Consider the following 21997-nt stretch of genomic DNA (forward strand, 5'->3'; position numbering starts at 1 on the left):
AACCAAAAAATCCACGTACTATTACAGCATTCCAGATTAGCAATTTTTATAATTCAATTTCTAAATTAAAAAATAAATATGTGATGGAAGCTTTAAAAAACCTTAACAATTTAATGAATTCTAGTGAAATTGTAGCATTATTGAATAAAACGGCTTCTTCATTGGAAAATTCAACAGATTTAGACCCACTAATAGACTATATAGGAGATGCAAAATATGTCCTTTTAGGTGAAGCGTCACATGGCACACATGAATATTATACATGGAGAGCTAAAATAACACAACGACTCATTCAGGAGAAAGGATTTTCATTTGTAGGAGTCGAAGGAGATTGGCCGGATTGCTATCGTTTAAATCGGTATGCAAAAGGATATTTAGATTCCGAGAAAGATATTTTTAGCGTTATGAATGAGTTTAAAAGATGGCCTACTTGGATGTGGGCAAATTGGGAAACAGCAGCATTCATAGATTGGCTCAAGGTATATAACGAAAGCCTTTCTGCTGATAAAAGAATAGGATTTTACGGATTGGATGTATACAGTTTTAGGGAATCTATGAATTCGATCATTCAATATTTAGAAAAAAATGATCCAAAAGCACTTGCAGTTGCAAAAACAGCTATGAAATGTTTTGAACCCTAAAATAAAGACGATGGGCAATCTTATGCCAGAGCCTCTTCATACGTTCCAGAATTATGCGAGAAAGAAATCCTGCACATGCTTACGGAAATCATTAAAAATGTACCCAATTACAACCATGATACAGAAAATGTTTTAAGCACAGAACAAAATGCATTTATTGCCAGAAATGCCGAAAAATATTATCGCGCCATGATAAAAAGAGGATCTGCCTCATGGAACATTAGAGATGAACACATGGTCTCAACTATAAAACGACTTATGAAATTTCATGGAAAAGATGCTAAAATTATTGTTTGGGAACACAACACCCACATTGGCGATGCCCGTGCTACAGAAATGGCTTCCGAAGGAATGGTAAATGTAGGACAGCTAATGAGAGAACAACATTTGAATGATGGAGTTGTCGCGGTAGGATTTGGCTCCTATAAAGGAAGTGTCGTTGCCGGCAGAGAATGGGGTGATTCGATGCGAAAAATAAAAGTTCCCGAAGCAGTTGTGGGCAGTTGGAAACATGCTTTTCATCTTGCTGGCAATGGCAAAAACAAATTATTATTAATGAATAAAGTAAAGGATGAAGAATGTCTTTCATCTTATATAGGACATCGTGCAATAGGAGTTGTCTACAATCCTGAACACGAAAGATTCGGAAATTATGTTCCCACAATATTACCAAAAAGATACGATGCTTTTATTTTTCTAGACGAAACAAGTGCATTACATCCCATACACATACAGCCAGACGGAAACCAAATTCCGGAAACATATCCTTTTGGAATGTAATTGTAATTAAAAAAAGGGTTTGACTTTTAATTAAGTCAAACCCTTTTTATTACTATTTAATTTTGAAATTTATTCTAATTTATCCTTTTATGTTCTCTATAAATTGATCAAACAAATAAGAAGAATCATGTGGTCCTGGACTTGCTTCCGGATGGTATTGAACTGAGAAACAATTTTTGTTTTTAATTCGCATACCTGCAACCGTTCCATCATTTAGATGAAGATGAGTAATCTCTAAATCAGGATGATTATCCAGTTCTTCCTTATTAACAGCAAAACCATGATTTTGAGAAGTTATTTCTCCTTTTCCGGTAATGATGTTTTTTACAGGATGGTTGATCCCTCTGTGACCATTAAACATTTTATAAGTAGAAATTCCGTTTGCTAAACCAATAACTTGATGTCCTAAACAAATTCCGAATAAAGGCTTGTCATTTTCAAGGATTTCTTTTGCAACTTGAATAGCTCCAGAAAGTGGTTCCGGATCACCAGGTCCATTAGATAAAAAGTATCCATCTGGATTAAATGCTGCTAAATCTTGGTACGAAGAATCAAAAGGAAATACTTTGATGTAGCAATCTCTTTTGGCAAGATTACGAAGGATATTCGTTTTAATCCCTAAATCAAGCGCCGCAATTTTATAAGTTGCATTTTCATCTCCAAAAAAGTAAGGTTCCGTGGTAGAAACTTTAGAAGCTAATTCTAAACCTTTCATGTCTGGAACTTTTGCCAATGCAATTTTTAGTTCTTCTATTGAAGTTTCATCAGTACAAATGACTGCATTCATAGCGCCATTGTCACGAATATAACTTACTAGCGCACGTGTGTCTACGTCAGAGATACAGATTAGGTTTTGCTTGATAAAATAGTCTTCTAAACTCCCTGAAGCATCTTCACGAGAATAATTGAAGCTAAAGTTTTTACAAACCAATCCCGCTATTTTAATACTTTCTGATTCAACTTCTGAATCATTTACCCCATAATTTCCAATATGGGCATTGGTGGCTACCATTAATTGACCAAAATAAGATGGGTCAGTGAAAATTTCTTGGTAACCTGTCATTCCAGTGTTAAAACAAACTTCTCCAAAAGTGGTTCCACTTATCCCAATAGATTTTCCATGGAATATGGTTCCGTCACTTAATAAAAGAATTGCTTTTTGTCGTGTTGTATATTTCATTCTTTGATTTCTATTATTTTTTTAATAGTCTCATGGAACTCGCAAAGCTAGTTTCATCTGTAGTTAAATATTGTGCAAATTTAATCCTTTAAAGCAATGGATGCAAGTTTTTGAAATTTATTGTAAAATAAAAACATTCTAATCTAGCCCTGATGGGAACGGCATCCTTTTGCTTTTCTTTAAAAGCAAAAGATACAGTGGACAGCAGGAAGATGCGCAATTAAATCCCAAGGTTTTTGCTCCAAAAAAAACCAAAAAAAAAGGATAAACTAGTACTAGCTTATCCTTGATTTTTATTGAATGATTATTTTCATAATTACTCAGCAGTGTCTGTAGTTGTTTCAGTTTCAGCAGCTGGAGCTTCAGTAGCTTCATCTTTCTTAGCTTTTCCACCACGACGGCTTTTTGCTTTTTTAACTTCTTTTTTACCACCATTGTAAAGTTCATTGAAATCTACTAATTCGATCATTGCCATATCAGCATTATCTCCTAAACGATTTCCAACTTTAATGATACGAGTGTATCCACCTGGACGGTCTCCTACTTTAGCAGCTACGTCTCTGAACAAGTCAGTTACGGCATATTTGCTACGTAAGTAAGCAAAAACGATACGACGATTGTGAGTCGTATCAGCTTTAGATTTTGTTATAAGCGGCTCAACGAATTGTTTAAGCGCTTTTGCTTTAGCGACAGTAGTGTTAATACGTTTGTGCTCGATAAGAGAACAAGCCATATTAGCTAACATAGATTTTCTATGTGCAGTCTGTCTGCTTAAGTGATTGAATTTTTTTCCGTGTCTCATTGCTATGTAAATTTAAACCTTGCGGCTTAGATTATTCTTTATCTAGTTTGTATTTTGCTAAATCCATACCGAAGTTCAAATTTTTAACTGCAACAAGTTCATCTAGTTCAGTTAAAGATTTTTTACCGAAATTACGGAATTTCATTAGGTCATTTTTATTGAACGATACTAAATCACCAAGTGTATCAACTTCAGCCGCTTTCAAACAATTTAGTGCTCTTACAGAAAGATCCATATCAACAAGCTTAGTTTTAAGCAATTGTCTCATATGTAATGATTCTTCATCATATGATTCTGTTTGTGCAATTTCGTCAGCCTCGAGTGTAATTCTTTCGTCAGAGAACAACATGAAATGGTGAATTAAAACTTTTGCAGCTTCAGTAAGGGCATCTTTTGGATTGATAGAACCATCAGTTTTTATTTCAAAAACTAATTTTTCGTAATCTGTTTTTTGCTCTACACGGAAGTTTTCAATGGCATATTTTACATTTTTTACCGGAGTAAAAATTGAATCTGTAAAAATAGTTCCAATTGCAGCATTCTGTTTTTTGTTCTCTTCAGCAGGAACATATCCTCTACCTTTTTCGATCGTTAAATCAAAATTAAGTTTGATTTTACTGTCTAAATTACAGATAACTAGTTCTGGATTCAAAACTTGAAAACCTGAAATAAATTTTTGAAAATCACCAGCTGTTAATTGGTCTTTACCTGAAACAGAAATAGTAACTGATTCATTATCGATATCTTCAATTTGACGTTTGAAACGTACTTGTTTAAGATTAAGGATAATTTCGGTAACGTCTTCAACAACTCCTGAAATAGTAGAAAACTCATGATCTACACCTTCAATGCGAACAGATGTAATTGCATAACCTTCTAATGCTGAAAGCAAAACTCTTCTAAGTGCATTACCAACGGTCAATCCGTAACCTGGTTCTAAAGGTCTAAATTCAAATTTACCTTCAAAATCGGTTGAATCGATCATGATAACTTTATCGGGCTTCTGAAAATTAAATATTGCCATAAATTTCGACTAAGTCAATTATTATTTGTTGTACAACTCTACGATTAATTGTTCTTTAATGTTTTCTGGGATTTGAAGTCTCGCAGGTACAGAAACGAAAGTACCTTCTTTGATATCATTATTCCAAGTAATCCATTCATAAACATGACTTGAATTAGATAAAGAACGTTCGATAGCTTCTAATGATTTAGACTTTTCACGAACAGCAACTTTATCACCAGGCTTAAGGTGGTAAGAAGGAATATTAACCACTTCACCATTTACAGTAACGTGTCTGTGAGAAACGATTTGACGAGCACCTCTTCTAGAAGGAGCAATACCCATTCTGAAAACAACGTTATCTAATCTTGCTTCACACAATTGTAATAAAACTTCACCAGTAACTCCTTTAGTAGCTGATGCTTTTTCGAATAAATTTCTGAATTGTTTTTCTAATATTCCGTAAGAATATTTAGCTTTTTGCTTTTCCATTAACTGGACAGCATATTCAGATTTTTTTCCTCTTTTTTTAGCCATCCCGTGTTGTCCGGGTGGGTAATTTCTTTTTTCGAAAGCTTTATCGTCTCCGAAAATTGCCTCGCCAAATTTACGAGCAATTCTTGTACTTGGACCAGTATATCTTGCCATTTTAAATTGTTTAAGGTAGAGATTATGAATTCAGGTCTTATCCTTCGATAATCTATATTCTACCTAGGTTATACTATAAATATTTTGAGTACTAAACTCTACGTCTTTTAGGAGGACGACATCCATTGTGAGGCATTGGAGTAACATCGATAATCTCTGTAACTTCAATTCCACCGTTATGCAAAGAACGAATAGCAGACTCACGTCCGTTTCCTGGTCCTTTTACATAAACTTTTACTTTTTTAAGTCCAGCTTCAAGAGCTACTTTACTACAATCTTCTGCTGCCATTTGGGCTGCGTATGGAGTATTCTTTTTAGAACCTCTAAAACCCATTTTACCAGCTGAAGACCAAGAAATAACTTCACCTTTTTTGTTTGTCAAAGAAATGATGATATTGTTAAAAGTAGCAGAAATATGAGCTTCTCCCGTTGATTCAACGATAACTTTACGTTTTTTTGCAGTTGCTTTAGCCATATTACTTATTATTTAGTTGCTTTTTTCTTGTTGGCAACAGTTTTTCTCTTACCTTTTCTTGTTCTAGAGTTGTTTTTAGTTCTTTGTCCTCTTAATGGAAGACCAGTTCTATGACGGATACCTCTATAACATCCAATATCCATTAAACGTTTGATGTTTAAAGAAACTTCAGAACGTAATTCTCCTTCAATTTTAAAAGTTGATACCGCCTCACGAATTGCTCCGATCTCGTCATCATTCCAATCTTGAACTTTTTTATCTTGGCTAACTTGAGCTTTTTCTAAAATCTCAACAGCTCTACTTTTTCCTAATCCGAAGATATAGGTAAGTGCTATAACACCTCTCTTATTTTTTGGGATATCTACCCCTGCTATTCTTGCCATAACTATCCTTGTCTTTGTTTAAATCTAGGATTCTTTTTGTTTATTACGTACAATCTCCCTTTTCTTCGCACAATTTTGCACTCGGGACTTCTCTTTTTTACTGAAGCTCTAACTTTCATTTTGAATATCCTTTAATATCTATAAGTAATTCTTGCTTTTGACAAATCGTAAGGGCTCATTTCTAGTTTCACTTTATCACCAGGTAATAATTTGATGTAATGCATACGCATTTTTCCAGATATATGTGCGATTACAATATGTCCATTTTCTAACTCTACACGGAACATTGCATTTGACAATGCCTCAATGATTGATCCGTCTTGTTCTATTGCTGATTGTTTTGCCATAAGTTAAGCTACTGCTTTTCTATTTTTACCACTCTTCATCAAACCATCATAATGTTTATTCAACAAGTATGAATTAATTTGCTGCATTGTGTCTATGGCAACTCCAACCATAATTATTAATGAAGTACCTCCAAAAAACATTGCCCAAGATTGTTGAACATCCATAAGACTCACAACAATTGCTGGGAACACAGCTATCAAAGCAAGAAATAAAGATCCTGGAAAAGTTATCAAGGACATCACTTTGTCAAGATAATCAGAAGTTTCAACTCCTGGTCTGATACCTGGAATAAAACCACCACTTCTCTTTAAATCATCAGACATTTTGTTAGTAGGAACTGTGATTGCAGTATAAAAGAAAGTAAATACAATTATTAAAGTTGCAAATACAAAGTTATACCAAAATCCAAACATATTACTAAAAGCGCCAACGATTGATTGTGATGCATCTGATTTAGACAAACCTGCTAAGGCTGCTGGAATAAACATAATTGCTTGCGCAAAAATTATTGGCATAACCCCAGAAGCATTAAGCTTCAAAGGAATCCATTGTCTGTTTCCACCCAACATGTCTTGTTCAAAATCACCTGATGTTGTACGACGTGCATATTGAACAGGAATCTTCCTGATCGCCATAACCAATAACACACAACAAATGATAACTAATAACCAAATGATAATTTCAATAACTAACAACATTGGTCCACCATTATTATTGGTAACTCTTGTTGTAAACTCTTGAATAAAAGCCTGAGGTAATCTAGCCAAAATTCCAACCATGATTAACAAAGAAATACCATTTCCAATTCCTTTATCAGTAATTTTTTCTCCTAACCACATGGCAAAAATTGTCCCTGTAACTAAAATAACTACTGAAGAAAATAAGAATTCAAATGAATTGAATCCCAATAAAAATGCATTACTAGGTAATGTTCTATATAAATTATAGATATAAGTTGGACCTTGAACTAAAGTAATTCCTATTGTCAACCAACGAGTAATTTGATTAATCTTTTTTCTACCGCTTTCTCCGTCACTTTGAAGTTTTTGCAAATAAGGAATCGCAATTCCCATTAACTGAACAACAATTGAAGCAGAAATATAAGGCATAATCCCCAAAGCAAAAACAGAAGCTTGAGAGAATGCACCTCCAGTAAACATGTCAAGAATTGAACCAATTCCTTCTTTAGTTTGCCCAGCTAAATTACCTAACTGTGTAGCATCAATACCTGGCAGGGTTACTTGAGCCCCAAAACGATAAACTAAAAGCAAACCCAATGTTATTAGGATTCTATTTTTCAGTTCTTCGATTTTCCAAACATTACTTATTGATTCAATAAATTTCTTCATATTAATTGAAAAATTACATTGTTACAGCTTCTCCACCAGCAGCTTCAATAGCAGCTTTTGCAGTAGCAGTAAATTTGTGAGCGGTTACTTTTAATTTTGCTGTCAATTCACCTCTACCTAAAATCTTAACGATTTCATTTTTAGTAGCTAAACGATTAGCAACATAAACTGTCATATCAACAGTATCTTTAATAACACCATTATCAACTAAAAGTTGAAGTGTATCAAGATTTACACCTTCGTAATCTTTACGATTGATGTTTGTAAAACCAAACTTAGGCACACGTCTTTGAAGTGGCATTTGTCCACCTTCAAAACCAATCTTTTTAGAATAACCAGAACGAGATTTTGCTCCTTTGTGACCTCTTGCAGAAGTACCACCTTTTCCAGAACCTTCTCCTCTACCTAATCTTTTATTTTGATTGTGTGTAGAACCTTCAGCAGGTTGTAAGTTACTTAAATTCATAACAGTATTTGTTATTTAGTTTCTTCAACAGAAACTAAGTGTTTAACTTTATTTATCATCCCAAGGATTGTAGGGTTTGAATCATGCTCTACAACTTGTCCCATTTTACGTAGACCTAAAGCTTCTAATCCTCTTTTTTGAGTAAGAGGACAGTTGATTTTGCTTCTAACTTGTTTTACTAATAATTTAGCCATAATTTCCTTGAATTAACCTTTAAAAACTTTTTCTAAAGAAACACCTCTTTGTTTTGCAACAGTATAAGCGCTTCTCATTTGTAATAAAGCATCAAAAGTTGCTTTCACTACGTTGTGAGGATTTGAAGATCCTTGAGATTTAGATAATACATCATGAATTCCTACTGATTCAAGAACTGAACGAACAGCTCCACCAGCAATAACTCCTGTACCATGAGAGGCAGGAATTAAAAATACACGTGCACCACCAAATTTACCTTTTTGTTCGTGAGGAACTGATTGACCATTCAAAGGAATTTTTACTAAATTTTTCTTAGCATCTTCTACTGCTTTCGCAATTGCTTCAGAAACGTCTTTAGATTTTCCTAATCCGTGTCCAACCACTCCATTTTCATCACCTACAACTACAATAGCAGAAAAACCAAAAGCTCTACCTCCCTTTGTAACCTTAGTAACACGATTTACACTTACCAAACGATCTTTTAATTCAAGACCACTTGGTTTTACTAACTCTACATTCTTGTATTTACTATTAGACATACTATATTAGAATTTAAGTCCAGCCGCTCTTGCGCCTTCCGCTAATGATTTAATACGACCGTGATATAAATAACCTCCTCTATCGAAAGTCACTACGTCTATCCCAGCTTTTAAAGCTTTTTCAGCAACTAGTTTTCCAACCGCTGTAGCAACTTCAATGTTCGTACCGTTACCTATTTCTTTTTCTCTTGAAGAAGCTGCCAATAAAGTAACTCCGTTTACGTCATCAATAAGTTGAGCGTAAATTTCTTTGTTACTTCTAAATACAGATAGTCTTGGATTAGTAGCAGTACCACTAATTGTTTTTCTAATTCTGAATCTAATTCGTTGTCTTCTTTCAGGTTTTGTTAATGACATAATCTTATTTTTTAAGCTGATTTACCTGCTTTTCTTCTTAATACTTCACCTACAAATTTAACACCTTTTCCTTTGTACGGCTCAGGCTTACGGAAACCTCTGATTTTCGCAGCTACTTGACCTAAAAGTTGTTTGTCAAATGATGTTAATTTAACAATTGGATTTTTACCTTTTTCAGATATTGTTTCTAAAGTTACTTCTGGAGCAATTTCTAAAACAATATTATGAGAATATCCAAGAGCTAAATCTAACTTTTGTCCTTGATTTGAAGCTCTGTAACCAACTCCTACCAACTCTAAAGATTTAGTAAAACCTTCGTTTACACCAATAATCATGTTATTGATTAAAGATCTATATAAACCGTGTTTTGCTCTTTGGTCTTTGTGATCAGACGATCTATCAACTTGAACTTGACCGTCTTCAACCGTTACAGTAACGTCCGAGAACTCCTGTGTAAGTTGACCATTTTTTCCTTTTACTGTAATAATACCATTTGCAACTTCAACAGTTACACCAGCAGGGATTACAACCGGATTTTTACCTATTCTTGACATCTTCTACTATTTTAATGATTAGTAAACGTAACAAATTACTTCACCACCAACATTTAACTGTTTGGCTTGTTTTCCTGTCATCAAACCTTTTGATGTAGAAACAATAGCAATTCCTAATCCGTTAAGGATTCTAGGAATTGATGAAGAACCTGAATACTTACGTAAACCTGGTTTACTAATTCTTTGGATATCTTTAATTACAGACTCTTTAGTATCTTTATCATACTTCAAAGCGATTTTGATTGAACCCTGAACAGCGTTGTCCTCAAATTTGTAACTCAAGATATAACCTTGATCAAATAAGATCTTAGTTATTTCTTTTTTTAGATTAGATGCAGGAATTTCAACAACTTTGTGGTTTGCAGCCACAGCGTTACGAACTCTTGTCAAATAATCTGCAATAGGATCTGTATACATGTGTATTAATTTGCGGTTATGGTTTTCATAGGATACTCATCCTATGAACCTTTAACCAATTTATAAATGTGTTTGTATTGACGTAACTGAGTTACAGTCTACCAAGATGCTTTTTTAACACCTGGGATTAATCCGTTATTTGCCATTTCACGAAATGTTACACGTGAAATACCAAATTGACGCATATATCCTCTTGGTCTACCTGTCAATTTGCAACGATTGTGCAAACGAACCGGAGAAGCATTTTTCGGTAATTTTTGCAAACCTACGAAATCTCCAGCTTCTAACAAAGCTTTTCTTTTCTCAGCATACTTTGCTACAGTTTTTTCTCTCTTAACCTCACGGGCTTTCATTGATTCTTTAGCCATATCTTAATTCTTTTTAAAAGGTAAACCTAATTCAGCCAATAGTGATTTTGCTTCTTTATCAGTTTTTGCAGAAGTAACAAAAGATATATCCATTCCTGATATTTTGTTTACTTTGTCAATATCAATTTCTGGGAAAATGATTTGCTCCAAAACACCAAGGTTGTAATTACCTCTTCCGTCAAAACCAGTAGCTTTAATTCCGCTAAAATCTCTAACACGTGGTAAAGCAGAAGTGATAAGTCTATCTAAAAACTCATACATTCTTTCTCCACGCAAAGTAACTTTTGCTCCAATAGGCATCCCTTTTCTCAATTTGAATGACGCAACGTCTTTCTTTGAGATTGTAGATACTGCTTTCTGTCCAGTGATCTTTGTTAACTCATCAACTGCATAGTCAATTAGTTTTTTATCAGATACAGCTGCACCAACTCCTTTACTTAAAACGATTTTTTCCAATTTTGGAACTTGCATTACGTTTACGTATCCGAATTCCTCTTTAAGAGCAGCAATTACTCTGCTCTTATATTCTTCTTTTAGTCTAGGTATATACGCCATTACTATAGTACTTGATTAGATTTTTTTGAAAATCTTACTTTCTTATCTCCTTCTACTCTAATACCAACTCTAGTTGTTTCCTTAGTTTTAGGATCAATTAAAGATATATTAGATATTTGTATAGAAGCTTCTTTCTTTACGATACCACCTTGAGGGCTTTTCGCGCTTGGTTTCGTATGTTTTGAAACCATGTTTACACCTTCAACTATCGCTTTGTTTTTCTCACGGTAAACACGTAAAACTTTACCTTCAGCACCTTTATGGTCTCCAGCAATTACTCTTACGATGTCACCTGATTTTATTTTTAGCTTTATCATCTTAAAAACGAATTAAAGCACTTCTGGTGCTAATGATACAATTTTCATGAATTGTTTTTCACGAAGTTCTCTTGCTACCGGACCAAAAACACGAGTTCCTCTCATTTCACCAGCAGCATTTAATAACACACATGCGTTGTCATCAAATCTAATGTATGAACCATCGGCTCTTCTTACTTCTTTTTTGGTACGTACAACAACTGCAGTTGAAACAGCTCCTTTTTTAACGCTTCCGTTAGGAGCAGTATCTTTGATAGAAACTACAATCTTGTCACCAACAGAGGCATACCTTCTTTTGGTACCTCCTAAAACACGGATAGTTAAAACTTCCTTTGCTCCAGTGTTATCTGCTACTTTTAGTCTTGATTCTTGTTGTACCATAATTATTTAGCTCTTTCTAGGATTTCAACTAACCTCCAACATTTTGTTTTACTCATAGGACGCGTTTCGCTAATCCTTACAGTATCTCCAATGTTACAGTCGTTCTTTTCGTCGTGTGCGTGATACTTTTTAGTTTTCAACACGAACTTACCGTATAATGGGTGCTTTACTTTACGTACTTCAGCAACAACAATAGACTTGTCCATTTTGTCTGAAGTTACAACACCAACTCTTTCTTTTCTTAAATTTCTTTTTTCTTCCATCTTTCAGCAGATTACAATTATTGCAACTCTCTTTTAGTAAGTTCCGTAGCTAATCTTGCAACTGTTCTTCTTACACTTCTAATTTGAAGTGGGTTCTCAATTGGAGAAATAGCGTGAGCCATTTTTAGGTCGGCATATGCCTTCTTAGTCTGGCTAAGTTTTTCTTGCAACTCCGCTGCAGAAAGATCTTTTATTTCTGATTGTTTCATAATATAATATAGATTATGCTTCGAAATCTCTAGCAACGACGAATTTAGTTTTTACTGGAAGCTTTTGAGCAGCAAGACGTAACGCCTCTTTTGCAACTGACAAAGGTACTCCTCCAACTTCAAACATAATTCTTCCGGGTTTAACAACAGCTGCCCAATATTCAACGGCACCTTTACCTTTACCCATACGTACCTCAAGAGGTTTCTTAGTGATAGGTTTGTCTGGAAATATTTTGATCCATAATTGTCCTTCTCTTTTCATAAAACGAGTTGCAGCAATACGCGCAGCTTCGATTTGACGAGAGGTTAAGAACATTCCATCTTCATGTACAGATTTAATACCAAACATTCCATTAGAAAGTTCATGTCCTCTTTGAGAGTTCCCTTTCATTTTACCTTTTTGTACCTTACGGTATTTTGTTCTTTTAGGCTGTAACATTTTTCTTTAGTTTAAAAATTTACTTTCGTTTACGAGCGTCTGGTTTTCCACCTTTATTAAAAGGTTTTCTGTCTCCTCTAGGAGAATCACCACCTTTACCACCAGCACCAGATTGTTTTTTGTCCATTCCGGCAAGTGGAGAAAGATCTCTCTTTCCATAAACTTCACCTTTCATGATCCATACTTTGATACCCATTCTACCATAAGTAGTATGAGCTTCAGCCAAAGCATAATCAATATCAGCTCTGAAAGTTGATAGAGGAATTCTACCTTCTTTGAAACCTTCTGAACGTGCCATCTCTGCACCATTCAAACGACCAGAAATCAAAACTTTGATACCTTCTGCGTTCATACGCATAGAAGCAGCAATAGCCATTTTGATTGCACGTCTGTAAGAAATTCTGCTTTCGATTTGACGACAGATGCTTGTAGCAACTAGATACGCGTCAAGTTCAGGTCTTTTAATTTCAAAGATGTTGATTTGAACCTCTTTGTCAGTAATCTTTTTAAGTTCTTCTTTCAACTTGTCTACCTCTTGTCCACCTTTTCCGATAATGATACCAGGTCTAGCAGTAGTGATAGTAACGGTTACAAGTTTTAAAGTTCTCTCGATGATTACTTTCGATACACTAGCTTTTGATAAACGAGCATGGATGTACTTTCTGATTTTGTGATCTTCGGCAAGTTTATCACCGTAATCATTTCCACCATACCAGTTTGAGTCCCATCCTCTGATGATACCAAGTCTATTTCCAATTGGATTTGTCTTTTGTCCCATGCTGCTTAAGAATTGCTTTGTGTGTTATTGATAGCTCCAAGCACGATTGTTACGTGGTTAGAACGTTTTCTTATTCTGTGTGCACGACCTTGAGGAGCTGGACGAAGTCTTTTCAACATCATTCCACCATCTACTCTGATCTCTTTTACGAATAAACCTGCTTCTTCCATATTAGCTTCAGGGTTTTTTGCTTGCCAGTTGGCAATTACAGATAAAACCAATTTTTCTAATTTTCTTGAAGCTTCTTTAGAACTAAATCTTAAGATGTTTAGTGCTCTTTCTACCTTCTGACCTCTTACTAGATCTGCTACTAAGCGCATTTTTCTAGGTGAAGTAGGGCAGTTATTTAACTTTGCGAAGGCCAAAGACTTGTTAGCCTCTTTTCTTGCGTCTGCTGTTTCTCTTTTACGAACTCCCATTGCTTCTTATTTTTTACCTTTATTTTTTGCTCCAGCATGACCTCTAAAAGATCTAGTTGGTGAAAATTCTCCTAATTTGTGACCTACCATGTTTTCTGTTACGTAAACTGGTACAAATTGACGACCGTTATGAACTGCGATAGTTTGTCCAACAAAGTCTGGAGTAATCATAGAAGCTCTAGACCATGTCTTAACCACTCCTTTATTTCCACCTGCGATGTTTTCTTGAACTTTCTTGTCTAACTTATAATGAACGAAAGGTCCTTTTTTTAATGAACGTGCCATATCTTATTATTTCTTTCTACGTTCTACGATATACTTGTTACTCGGGTTTTTCTTAGAACGAGTTCTATAACCTTTAGCTGGTATTCCATTTCTTGAACGTGGATGTCCACCAGAAGAACGTCCTTCACCACCACCCATTGGGTGATCGACAGGGTTCATTGCAACAGGTCTTGTTCTAGGTCTTCTTCCTAACCATCTTGTTCTACCTGCTTTACCAGATACAACTAATTGGTGGTCTGAATTAGAAACCGCTCCAATTGTAGCCGAACAAGTCAACAAGATTAATCTTGTTTCACCAGAAGGCATTTTAATTGTAGCATATTTTCCATCTCTTGCCATTAATTGAGCAAATGTTCCAGCAGAACGAGCAATTACAGCTCCTTGTCCTGGTCTCAATTCGATACAAGAAATAACAGTTCCAAGTGGAACTCTACTTAAAGGTAAAGTATTACCAATTTCAGGTTGAGATTCTGGACCAGAAACTAATTTCTGACCAACTTTCAATCCGTTTTGAGCAATAACATACGTTTTCTCTCCATCAGCATACGCCAACAAAGCGATAAATGCAGTACGATTTGGATCATATTCAATTGATTTAACCGTAGCAGGAATTCCTTCTTTAGTACGTTTAAAATCAATGATACGATATCTCTGCTTGTGACCACCACCCGTATAACGCATGGTCATCTTTCCTTGACTATTTCTACCACCAGAGTTTTTTATCGGCGCTATCAAAGAGCGTTCCGGCTTATCAGTTGTAATGGCGTCATAACCATTCACAACTCTAAATCGCTGACCTGGGGTAATAGGTTTTAATTTTCTTACTGACATTTTATCTTAGATATTGTTGTAAAAATCAATTGTTTCTCCTTCTTGTACTTGAACAATTGCTTTTTTAATTGCATTCGTCTTTCCACTGATTAAACCACTTTTAGTGTATTTAGTAGTTCTATCCGGTCTTACGTTCATCGTGTTAACACTCAAAATAGTTACTCCGTAAGCAGCTTCAACAGCTTTCTTAATTTGCACTTTGTTTGCTTTTTTGTCAACAACGAATCCGAAGCGGTTTAAAACTTCACTTTCTTTGGTTACTTTTTCCGTTACTATAGGCTTAATTATGATGCTCATATCCTATTATTTACTTAAATTTTCTTCAATTATCTCCAAAGAACTCTCTAAAAGCACTAAATTATTAGCGTTTAATATAGCGTAAGTACTTAATTCTAAGCTACTTACTACGCTAGAGCCTTTTAAATTGCGTGACGACAAATATACATTTTTATTTGTATCACCCAACACAAACAGGGATTTTTTATTCTCTAACTCTAAAGCTTTCAAAACGTTGATGAAATTTTTAGTGTTTGGAGTTTCAAAATTAAAGTCTTCAAGAACGATAATGTTCGACTCTTTTGCTTTAATTGAGAAAGCAGATTTTCTAGCCAAACGTTTCAAGCTTTTATTCAATTTGAATGAATAACTTCTTGGTCTTGGTCCAAAAACTGTTCCACCACCTTTAAACAATGGATTCTTTGCACTACCCGCACGAGCAGTACCAGTTCCTTTTTGTTTTTTAATCTTACGAGTACTTCCCGCTACTTCAGCTCTTTCTTTAGCTTTGTGCGTTCCTTGTCTTTGATTAGCAAGATATTGCTTAACATCAAGGTATACTGCGTGATTGTTTGGTTCTATACCAAATACTGAATCAGAAAGTTGAACTTTTCTTCCAGTATCTTTTCCGTTGAAATCTAATACTTTTGCTTCCATTACTTCTGAATGATTACATAAGAGTTGTTATGACCAGGAACACATCCTTTAATAACAAGTAGGTTCTTATCAGCCACTACTTTTAAAACTCTAAGGTTTTGAACTTTTACATTGTCTCCTCCCATTCTTCCAGCCATACGCATTCCTTTGAATACTCTAGATGGATAAGAAGAAGCTCCTACAGAACCTGGCGCTCTTAAACGGTTGTGTTGACCGTGAGTTGCTTGACCAACACCACCAAAACCGTGACGTTTTACAACCCCTTGAAAACCTTTACCTTTAGATACACCTTGTACATCTACAAATTCTCCTTCAGAAAAAATAGAAACATCAATAAGATCTCCTAATTTTTGCTCTGTTGCGAAATCTTGGAATTCAACGACTTTTTTCTTAGCTACAGTTCCCGCTTTTTTAAAGTGACCTAAAGCCGCTTTTGTGGAATGTTTCTCGTTTTTGTCATCGAAACCAAGTTGCAACGCTTCGTACCCGTCAACACCTTTGGTTCTGACTTGGGTAACAACACATGGTCCAGCTTCGATTACTGTACAAGGAATATTCTTCCCGTTCTCGTCGAAAATGCTAGTCATGCCGATTTTTCTACCAATTAACCCAGACATAAATATTAATTATTAATTATTAAATATAAATATAGAACGCAGCTTTTAACCGAATCCTATTTTTTTAAGTGGGTGCAAATGTATAACTTATTTACACACAAACCAAAAAAATATTTTTCGCTTAAAAACAGCGTTCCTTTCTTACTAGTAAGCTATTTAAACTTTGATCTCTACTTCAACACCGCTAGGCAATTCAAGTTTCATCAAAGCATCAATAGTTTTTGATGAAGATGAATAAATGTCAATTAATCTCTTGTATGACATTACTTCAAATTGCTCTCTCGCTTTTTTGTTAACGTGTGGAGAACGTAGTACTGTAAAAAGTTTTTTGTGTGTTGGTAATGGAATTGGTCCTGTAACAACTGCACCGGTACTTTTTACCGTTTTTACAATCTTCTCAGCAGACTTGTCTACCAACATGTGATCGTAAGATTTTAATTTTATTCTGATTTTTTGACTCATTTTCTTAAAGATTATGCGTTTCCTTTTGCTTTTTTGATAACTGCTTCTGAAATATTAGAAGGCGTTTCAGAGTAGTGTGAAAATTCCATAGTAGAAGTTGCTCTACCTGAAGAAAGCGTTCTTAACGTAGTAACGTATCCAAACATTTCAGATAATGGCACATCTGCCTTAATAGTTTTAGCACCAGCTCTATCACCCATATCATTCACCTGACCTCTACGACGGTTGATATCACCTACGATATCTCCCATGTTTTCTTCTGGTGTAATCACTTCCATTTTCATGATTGGCTCTAATATAACAGCACCAGCTGCTTTAGCTACCTCTCTATAACCCATTCTTGCTGCAAGCTCAAAAGAAAGTGCATCAGAATCCACCGGGTGGAAAGATCCGTCTAATAAAGTTACTTTCAAACTATCTACTTGGTATCCTGCTAAAGGACCTGTTTTCATAGCTTCTCTAAAACCTTTTTCAACTGATGGAATATATTCTTTAGGAACGTTACCACCTTTTACTGCATTTACAAATTGCAATCCAACTGGAGCTTTACCGTCAACTTCATCTGCTGGCTCAAGTATAAATACGATATCACCGAATTTACCACGACCTCCAGATTGTTTTTTGTATGTTTCTCTATGTTGTGCTTTCTTAGTAAAAGCTTCTTTGTATTCAACTTGAGGCTCACCTTGATTCACTTCAACTTTGAATTCACGTCTCATTCTATCCACTAAGATATCTAAGTGAAGCTCACCCATACCAGAGATAATAGTTTGACCCGAAGCTTCATCTGTTCTAACTGTAAAAGTAGGATCTTCTTCAGCCAATTTAGCCAAAGCCATACCCATTTTATCTACGTCAGCTTTAGTTTTAGGCTCAATTGCAATACCAATTACCGGCGCAGGGAATTTCATACTTTCTAAGATAATTGGGTTCTTTTCATCACACAATGTATCTCCAGTTTTAATATCTTTAAATCCAACTGCTGCTCCAATATCACCTGCTTCGATATATTCGATTGGGTTTTGCTTGTTAGCATGCATTTGATAGATACGAGAAATTCTTTCTTTATTTCCTGAACGAGTGTTCAAAACATAAGAACCAGCATCTAAACGTCCTGAATAAGCACGGAAGAAAGCTAAACGACCTACGAATGGGTCAGTAGCAATTTTAAAAGCTAAAGCAGCGAATGGCTCTTTAACATCTGGCTTACGCAAAATTTTAGTTTGATCTTCTTCCAATAAATCAGCATCATCAGGATGAATTCCTTCGATACCATCTTTATCCATTGGAGATGGCAAATATTTACATACTGCATCTAACATGAATTGAACTCCTTTATTTTTGAAAGAAGAACCAGCAATCATAGGAATGATAGCCATATCCATTACAGCTGCTCTTAATGCAATGTTGATTTCTTCCTCTGTAATAGAGTTTTCATCTTCCATGAATTTTTCAAGCAAAGTCTCATCATAATCAGCTACTGCTTCGATAAGAATCGATCTGTATTCTTTAACTTCTTCAAGCATATCTTCTGGAATAGGCACAATATCATAAGTTGCTCCTAAACCTTCCTCATGCCATACTATAGCTTGGTTTTTAACTAAATCCACAACACCTTTGAAATCATTTTCTTCACCAATTGGCAAAGTGATCGCAACTGCATTTGATTTCAACATATCTCTTACTTGTTGACATACCATCAAAAAGTTAGATCCTTGTCTATCCATTTTATTAACGAATCCAATACGTGGAACTCTGTATTGATCTGCTAATCTCCAGTTAGTTTCTGATTGCGGCTCAACACCATCAACAGCACTAAATAAGAAAACCAAACCATCAAGTACACGCAAAGAACGGTTTACTTCAACTGTAAAGTCAACGTGTCCCGGGGTATCGATAATATTGAAGTGATAAGGCAATGTTTCAGGTAAAATTTTACCTTGTGTAGTTGGAAAATTCCATTCACAAGTTGTAGCAGCAGAAGTAATTGTAATACCTCTTTCTTGCTCTTGTGCCATCCAGTCCATTGTTGCAGCACCATCGTGTACTTCACCAATTTTGTGTGATTTTCCAGTATAGAACAATATACGCTCCGTTGTTGTTGTTTTACCAGCATCAATGTGAGCAGCAATTCCTATGTTTCTTGTATATTTAAGATCTCTAGCCATTTCTTAAGAATTAAAATCTAAAGTGAGAGAATGCTTTGTTAGCTTCTGCCATTTTGTGAGTATCCATTCTTTTCTTAACAGCAGCTCCTTCTTCTTTAGCCGCAGCTAAACACTCTGAAGCTAATCTCTGAGCCATTGATTTTTCGTTTCTTCTTCTTGAATAAAGAATCAACCATTTCATCGCCATAGAAATTTTTCTGTCTGGTCTAATTTGCATTGGAATTTGAAATGTAGCTCCACCAACTCTACGACTACGTACTTCTACGTGAGGCATAACATTAGTTAACGCATCTTTCCAAATTTCTAATGACGGTTTCTCTGCATCTTGTTTTTTAGACTCAATGATGTCAATTGCATCATAAAATACTTTAAACGCTGTCGATTTTTTTCCATCCCACATTAAGTTGTTCACAAAACGTGTTACCAGTTGGTCATTAAACCTTGGATCTGGTAAAAGTGGTCTTTTCTTTGCCGCTCTTTTTCTCATGTCTTTTTTTTAATAAAATGTCATACCCATACAGCTGTGACGAATCACATCTCTACAAGAAATAACTTTTTAAATTACTTTTTTGCTTCTTTTGGGCGTTTTGCTCCGTACTTAGATCTTCTTTGCGTTCTTCCTGCTACTCCTGACGTATCAAGCGCACCACGAACGATGTGATATCTAACTCCTGGTAAATCTTTTACCCTTCCACCCCTAACTAATACTATCGAGTGCTCTTGTAAATTGTGTCCTTCACCAGGGATGTAAGCATTCACTTCATTACCATTTGTCAAACGTACACGCGCTACTTTACGCATTGCAGAGTTTGGTTTTTTTGGCGTTGTAGTGTAAACACGCGTACAAACCCCTCTTCTTTGAGGACAAGAATCTAAAGCAACCGATTTACTCTTCTTAGTTATCTGAGTTCTTCCTGTTCTTACTAATTGTTGAATTGTTGGCATAATTAATACTAAAAATTTCTTATTATATTAAATTCCCGCTTTTTACGGGGTTGCAAATGTAGAAAATATTTTTTACTCTACAAACGTTAATTCATTAATTTTCAATAAGATTATTTTATCATTTGATTTTTATCACAAACAATAGATATTTGCGTTACTTTTATTAAAAATACATACTCATTTGAAATCCACCTTTATTTTACTTTTCTTTCTGAATTTTTGCCTTAATTCTTCTGCGCAGAATTTTCGATTATTGATAACCGGAAGTAATTCATTAGAAACAAAAACTATAGATTCACTCAAATACAATACAGAACACAAAAACACGAAATCCATTAGCGAAGAAATACACAAACTTTCAGAAAAACTATCCGAAATAGGCTATATCGACAACACTACTTTAGAACTTACTAAAAAAGAAGACTCTAGTTACGTTGCGAATTTTGAGTTAGGAAAAAAAATAAAATCTATACGTATATATATAGGTACAAATAATCCATTCAACAACTTGTCAGATATAAGCAAAAAAGACACATTAACGCTACCCTACACAAAAATTAATTCTTTTCTAAAAGAAGCTGTTCAAAAATTAGAGCAAAACGGATTTGCATTAGCAAAATTAAAACTGATTAATATTAAAAGAATCGATACCGAAATTTACGCAGATTTAAAACTAGATTCAGACCAAAAAAGAACACTAAACTCCATAATAATAAATTATACAGAAAATAACCGATCAAATAAATTCCCAAGTGGGCATTTAGCACAAATTAACAGAAAATACAAGAACAGCATTTTTAATCAAAAAATAGTAGACCAAATTTATAATGATTTTGAAAAATTCGGATTTACCAACCAAGTAAAATATCCCGAAATTTTATTCACAAAAGACACAACAAAAGTTTTTGTATATCTTGAGAAAAAAAAATTCAATACTTTTGATGGTTTTATTGGATTTTCAAATAACGAAAATAAAAAAACAACCCTAAATGGTTATTTAGACGTAAAGCTAGAAAATATTTTAGGCTCTGGTGAACAATTATCCGTTTATTGGAAAAGCGATGGAAACGACCAAAAAACATTTAATGCCAATATTGAACTGCCTTATTTATTTAAAACTTCGATAGGATTAAAAGCACAAATTCAATTATTCAGACAAGACAGCACTTTCCAAAACACAAAAACAGCAATTAACTTAAGCTACTATACTAACTACAATACACGTTTCTATATAGGATACCAAGCTACAGAGTCAAGCGACATTCAAAACTCAGTCGACACTTCGATAAGCGATTTCAATAATTCCTTTTTAACATCCAGCTTTAACTATACAAAATTAGATTTAACCAATTTCAACTTTCCTATAAAATCAATTTTTTCTATAACCACCGGAATCGGAAAACGAGAAATCAACAATAAACCAGAAAACACCAACAAAAGCAATCAATTTTTTTTAAATATTCAAGCGACACATAACTTTAGCTTAAACAAAAAGAATATAATAAATATAAATAGCCAGAATTATTATTTACAAAGCAATCGTTATCTTGCAAATGAACTTTTCCGTTTTGGAGGATTCAACAGCATAAGAGGCTTTACAGAAAACAGTCTACAAGCATATTTCGCAACTTCAATTCTTACAGAATACAGATACTTACTCTCTACCAATCTATATGTACATTCAATACTAGATTACAGCATCTACAAGAACAAATCAGACATTGAACAAACAGACAACACCGAAAAACTACTAGGAATAGGACTTGGATTTGGACTACAAACAAAAAATGGGTTGTTAAAATTTGCTATTGCAAATGGCAGCACAGAAGACCAAGAAATTGAAATTTATAACACTATAATCCACATCTGTTATAATGTTAAATTTTAATT

General features: G+C 34.7%; 34 protein-coding genes and 1 pseudogene. 2 read left to right on the forward strand and 33 right to left on the reverse strand.

Annotated features, from left to right (window positions below):
• Positions 1–113: 113 nt before the first annotated feature.
• Positions 114–1421 (forward strand): annotated as a pseudogene (locus Q1W72_RS05535) (erythromycin esterase family protein).
• 79 nt (positions 1422–1500) lie between these two features.
• Here Q1W72_RS05535 and carA read toward each other — a convergent pair.
• The 33 genes from carA to rpsL form a co-directional block, all read right to left on the reverse strand.
• Positions 1501–2601, reverse strand: a complete 1101-nt coding sequence (carA, locus tag Q1W72_RS05540) for a glutamine-hydrolyzing carbamoyl-phosphate synthase small subunit (RefSeq protein ID WP_099713437.1) — start codon at positions 2599–2601, stop codon at positions 1501–1503.
• Between the two features lie 316 nt (positions 2602–2917).
• Positions 2918–3403 carry a 50S ribosomal protein L17 gene (gene rplQ, locus Q1W72_RS05545; RefSeq protein ID WP_099713438.1) on the reverse strand — a complete coding sequence of 162 codons (486 nt, stop codon included), beginning with the start codon at positions 3401–3403 and terminating at the stop codon, positions 2918–2920.
• A gap of 31 nt (positions 3404–3434) precedes the next feature.
• On the reverse strand, positions 3435–4427 hold the full coding sequence (locus Q1W72_RS05550) for a DNA-directed RNA polymerase subunit alpha (protein WP_039110214.1): 993 nt from the start codon (positions 4425–4427) through the stop codon (positions 3435–3437).
• Between the two features lie 21 nt (positions 4428–4448).
• Entirely contained in the window at positions 4449–5054 is a 606-nt protein-coding gene (rpsD, locus tag Q1W72_RS05555; protein WP_099713439.1) for a 30S ribosomal protein S4, read from the reverse strand.
• A 91-nt stretch (positions 5055–5145) separates the two neighbouring features.
• Positions 5146–5529 carry a 30S ribosomal protein S11 gene (rpsK, locus tag Q1W72_RS05560; RefSeq protein WP_024981527.1) on the reverse strand — a complete coding sequence of 128 codons (384 nt, stop codon included), beginning with the start codon at positions 5527–5529 and terminating at the stop codon, positions 5146–5148.
• A gap of 8 nt (positions 5530–5537) precedes the next feature.
• Positions 5538–5912, reverse strand: coding sequence for a 30S ribosomal protein S13 (gene rpsM, locus Q1W72_RS05565; protein ID WP_091203660.1), 375 nt, complete (start codon positions 5910–5912; stop codon positions 5538–5540).
• Between the two features lie 2 nt (positions 5913–5914).
• Complete coding sequence (ykgO, locus tag Q1W72_RS05570) at positions 5915–6031, reverse strand: type B 50S ribosomal protein L36 (protein WP_008992256.1); 117 nt, start codon at positions 6029–6031, stop codon at positions 5915–5917.
• Between the two features lie 12 nt (positions 6032–6043).
• The gene (infA, locus tag Q1W72_RS05575; RefSeq protein ID WP_007136545.1) at positions 6044–6259 is read right to left on the reverse strand and encodes a translation initiation factor IF-1; all 216 of its coding nucleotides are present in this window, start codon (positions 6257–6259) and stop codon (positions 6044–6046) included.
• Positions 6260–6262: 3 nt separating this feature from the next.
• On the reverse strand, positions 6263–7609 hold the full coding sequence (secY, locus tag Q1W72_RS05580; RefSeq protein WP_099713440.1) for a preprotein translocase subunit SecY: 1347 nt from the start codon (positions 7607–7609) through the stop codon (positions 6263–6265).
• A 13-nt stretch (positions 7610–7622) separates the two neighbouring features.
• On the reverse strand, positions 7623–8075 hold the full coding sequence (rplO, locus tag Q1W72_RS05585) for a 50S ribosomal protein L15 (protein WP_066081007.1): 453 nt from the start codon (positions 8073–8075) through the stop codon (positions 7623–7625).
• Positions 8076–8086: 11 nt separating this feature from the next.
• Positions 8087–8269 carry a 50S ribosomal protein L30 gene (gene rpmD / locus Q1W72_RS05590; protein ID WP_035668100.1) on the reverse strand — a complete coding sequence of 61 codons (183 nt, stop codon included), beginning with the start codon at positions 8267–8269 and terminating at the stop codon, positions 8087–8089.
• 12 nt (positions 8270–8281) lie between these two features.
• Positions 8282–8809, reverse strand: a complete 528-nt coding sequence (gene rpsE / locus Q1W72_RS05595; RefSeq protein ID WP_035668102.1) for a 30S ribosomal protein S5 — start codon at positions 8807–8809, stop codon at positions 8282–8284.
• A 6-nt stretch (positions 8810–8815) separates the two neighbouring features.
• On the reverse strand, positions 8816–9166 hold the full coding sequence (rplR, locus tag Q1W72_RS05600) for a 50S ribosomal protein L18 (RefSeq protein WP_039110219.1): 351 nt from the start codon (positions 9164–9166) through the stop codon (positions 8816–8818).
• A gap of 11 nt (positions 9167–9177) precedes the next feature.
• Positions 9178–9720, reverse strand: coding sequence for a 50S ribosomal protein L6 (gene rplF / locus Q1W72_RS05605; RefSeq protein WP_099713441.1), 543 nt, complete (start codon positions 9718–9720; stop codon positions 9178–9180).
• An 18-nt stretch (positions 9721–9738) separates the two neighbouring features.
• Positions 9739–10137, reverse strand: a complete 399-nt coding sequence (gene rpsH / locus Q1W72_RS05610; protein ID WP_099713442.1) for a 30S ribosomal protein S8 — start codon at positions 10135–10137, stop codon at positions 9739–9741.
• A 98-nt stretch (positions 10138–10235) separates the two neighbouring features.
• A complete protein-coding gene (rpsN, locus tag Q1W72_RS05615) occupies positions 10236–10505 on the reverse strand; it encodes a 30S ribosomal protein S14 (protein ID WP_026707007.1) in 270 nt (89 codons plus the stop codon).
• Positions 10506–10508: 3 nt separating this feature from the next.
• Positions 10509–11060 carry a 50S ribosomal protein L5 gene (gene rplE / locus Q1W72_RS05620; RefSeq protein WP_099713443.1) on the reverse strand — a complete coding sequence of 184 codons (552 nt, stop codon included), beginning with the start codon at positions 11058–11060 and terminating at the stop codon, positions 10509–10511.
• Between the two features lie 2 nt (positions 11061–11062).
• Positions 11063–11377 (reverse strand): 50S ribosomal protein L24, encoded by a 315-nt coding sequence (gene rplX / locus Q1W72_RS05625; protein ID WP_035668111.1) that lies wholly within the window; start codon positions 11375–11377, stop codon positions 11063–11065.
• A 12-nt stretch (positions 11378–11389) separates the two neighbouring features.
• A complete protein-coding gene (gene rplN / locus Q1W72_RS05630) occupies positions 11390–11758 on the reverse strand; it encodes a 50S ribosomal protein L14 (RefSeq protein ID WP_026717863.1) in 369 nt (122 codons plus the stop codon).
• Between the two features lie 2 nt (positions 11759–11760).
• Positions 11761–12021, reverse strand: coding sequence for a 30S ribosomal protein S17 (gene rpsQ, locus Q1W72_RS05635; RefSeq protein ID WP_039110222.1), 261 nt, complete (start codon positions 12019–12021; stop codon positions 11761–11763).
• Positions 12022–12038: 17 nt separating this feature from the next.
• On the reverse strand, positions 12039–12230 hold the full coding sequence (rpmC, locus tag Q1W72_RS05640; RefSeq protein ID WP_035668115.1) for a 50S ribosomal protein L29: 192 nt from the start codon (positions 12228–12230) through the stop codon (positions 12039–12041).
• A gap of 13 nt (positions 12231–12243) precedes the next feature.
• Entirely contained in the window at positions 12244–12669 is a 426-nt protein-coding gene (gene rplP / locus Q1W72_RS05645; protein WP_007803637.1) for a 50S ribosomal protein L16, read from the reverse strand.
• Between the two features lie 19 nt (positions 12670–12688).
• A complete protein-coding gene (gene rpsC, locus Q1W72_RS05650; protein ID WP_035668118.1) occupies positions 12689–13447 on the reverse strand; it encodes a 30S ribosomal protein S3 in 759 nt (252 codons plus the stop codon).
• A 5-nt stretch (positions 13448–13452) separates the two neighbouring features.
• Positions 13453–13866, reverse strand: a complete 414-nt coding sequence (gene rplV, locus Q1W72_RS05655; protein WP_035668120.1) for a 50S ribosomal protein L22 — start codon at positions 13864–13866, stop codon at positions 13453–13455.
• A 6-nt stretch (positions 13867–13872) separates the two neighbouring features.
• On the reverse strand, positions 13873–14151 hold the full coding sequence (gene rpsS / locus Q1W72_RS05660; protein ID WP_007136562.1) for a 30S ribosomal protein S19: 279 nt from the start codon (positions 14149–14151) through the stop codon (positions 13873–13875).
• Positions 14152–14157: 6 nt separating this feature from the next.
• Positions 14158–14982 carry a 50S ribosomal protein L2 gene (gene rplB / locus Q1W72_RS05665; RefSeq protein ID WP_035668122.1) on the reverse strand — a complete coding sequence of 275 codons (825 nt, stop codon included), beginning with the start codon at positions 14980–14982 and terminating at the stop codon, positions 14158–14160.
• Positions 14983–14988: 6 nt separating this feature from the next.
• Positions 14989–15279, reverse strand: coding sequence for a 50S ribosomal protein L23 (rplW, locus tag Q1W72_RS05670; RefSeq protein WP_035668124.1), 291 nt, complete (start codon positions 15277–15279; stop codon positions 14989–14991).
• A 6-nt stretch (positions 15280–15285) separates the two neighbouring features.
• Positions 15286–15915: a 50S ribosomal protein L4 gene (rplD, locus tag Q1W72_RS05675; RefSeq protein WP_035668126.1), complete on the reverse strand. Its 630-nt coding sequence runs from the start codon at positions 15913–15915 to the stop codon at positions 15286–15288.
• A complete protein-coding gene (gene rplC / locus Q1W72_RS05680) occupies positions 15915–16532 on the reverse strand; it encodes a 50S ribosomal protein L3 (RefSeq protein ID WP_099713444.1) in 618 nt (205 codons plus the stop codon). Before rplC ends, rplD begins: the two co-directional genes overlap by 1 nt.
• A 156-nt stretch (positions 16533–16688) precedes the next feature.
• Complete coding sequence (rpsJ, locus tag Q1W72_RS05685; protein ID WP_011963470.1) at positions 16689–16994, reverse strand: 30S ribosomal protein S10; 306 nt, start codon at positions 16992–16994, stop codon at positions 16689–16691.
• A gap of 11 nt (positions 16995–17005) precedes the next feature.
• Positions 17006–19162 (reverse strand): elongation factor G, encoded by a 2157-nt coding sequence (gene fusA, locus Q1W72_RS05690; RefSeq protein WP_099713445.1) that lies wholly within the window; start codon positions 19160–19162, stop codon positions 17006–17008.
• A gap of 10 nt (positions 19163–19172) precedes the next feature.
• Positions 19173–19649, reverse strand: coding sequence for a 30S ribosomal protein S7 (gene rpsG / locus Q1W72_RS05695; protein ID WP_035668130.1), 477 nt, complete (start codon positions 19647–19649; stop codon positions 19173–19175).
• A 74-nt stretch (positions 19650–19723) separates the two neighbouring features.
• On the reverse strand, positions 19724–20107 hold the full coding sequence (gene rpsL / locus Q1W72_RS05700) for a 30S ribosomal protein S12 (protein ID WP_007136570.1): 384 nt from the start codon (positions 20105–20107) through the stop codon (positions 19724–19726).
• A 181-nt stretch (positions 20108–20288) separates the two neighbouring features.
• Between rpsL and Q1W72_RS05705 the strand changes: the two genes are divergently transcribed.
• Complete coding sequence (locus tag Q1W72_RS05705) at positions 20289–21995, forward strand: hypothetical protein (RefSeq protein WP_302137598.1); 1707 nt, start codon at positions 20289–20291, stop codon at positions 21993–21995.
• The last annotated feature ends 2 nt before the right edge of the window (positions 21996–21997 follow it).

This window comes from Flavobacterium sp. ZE23DGlu08, from assembly GCF_030505335.1.
GTDB classification, from domain to species: domain Bacteria; phylum Bacteroidota; class Bacteroidia; order Flavobacteriales; family Flavobacteriaceae; genus Flavobacterium; species Flavobacterium algoritolerans.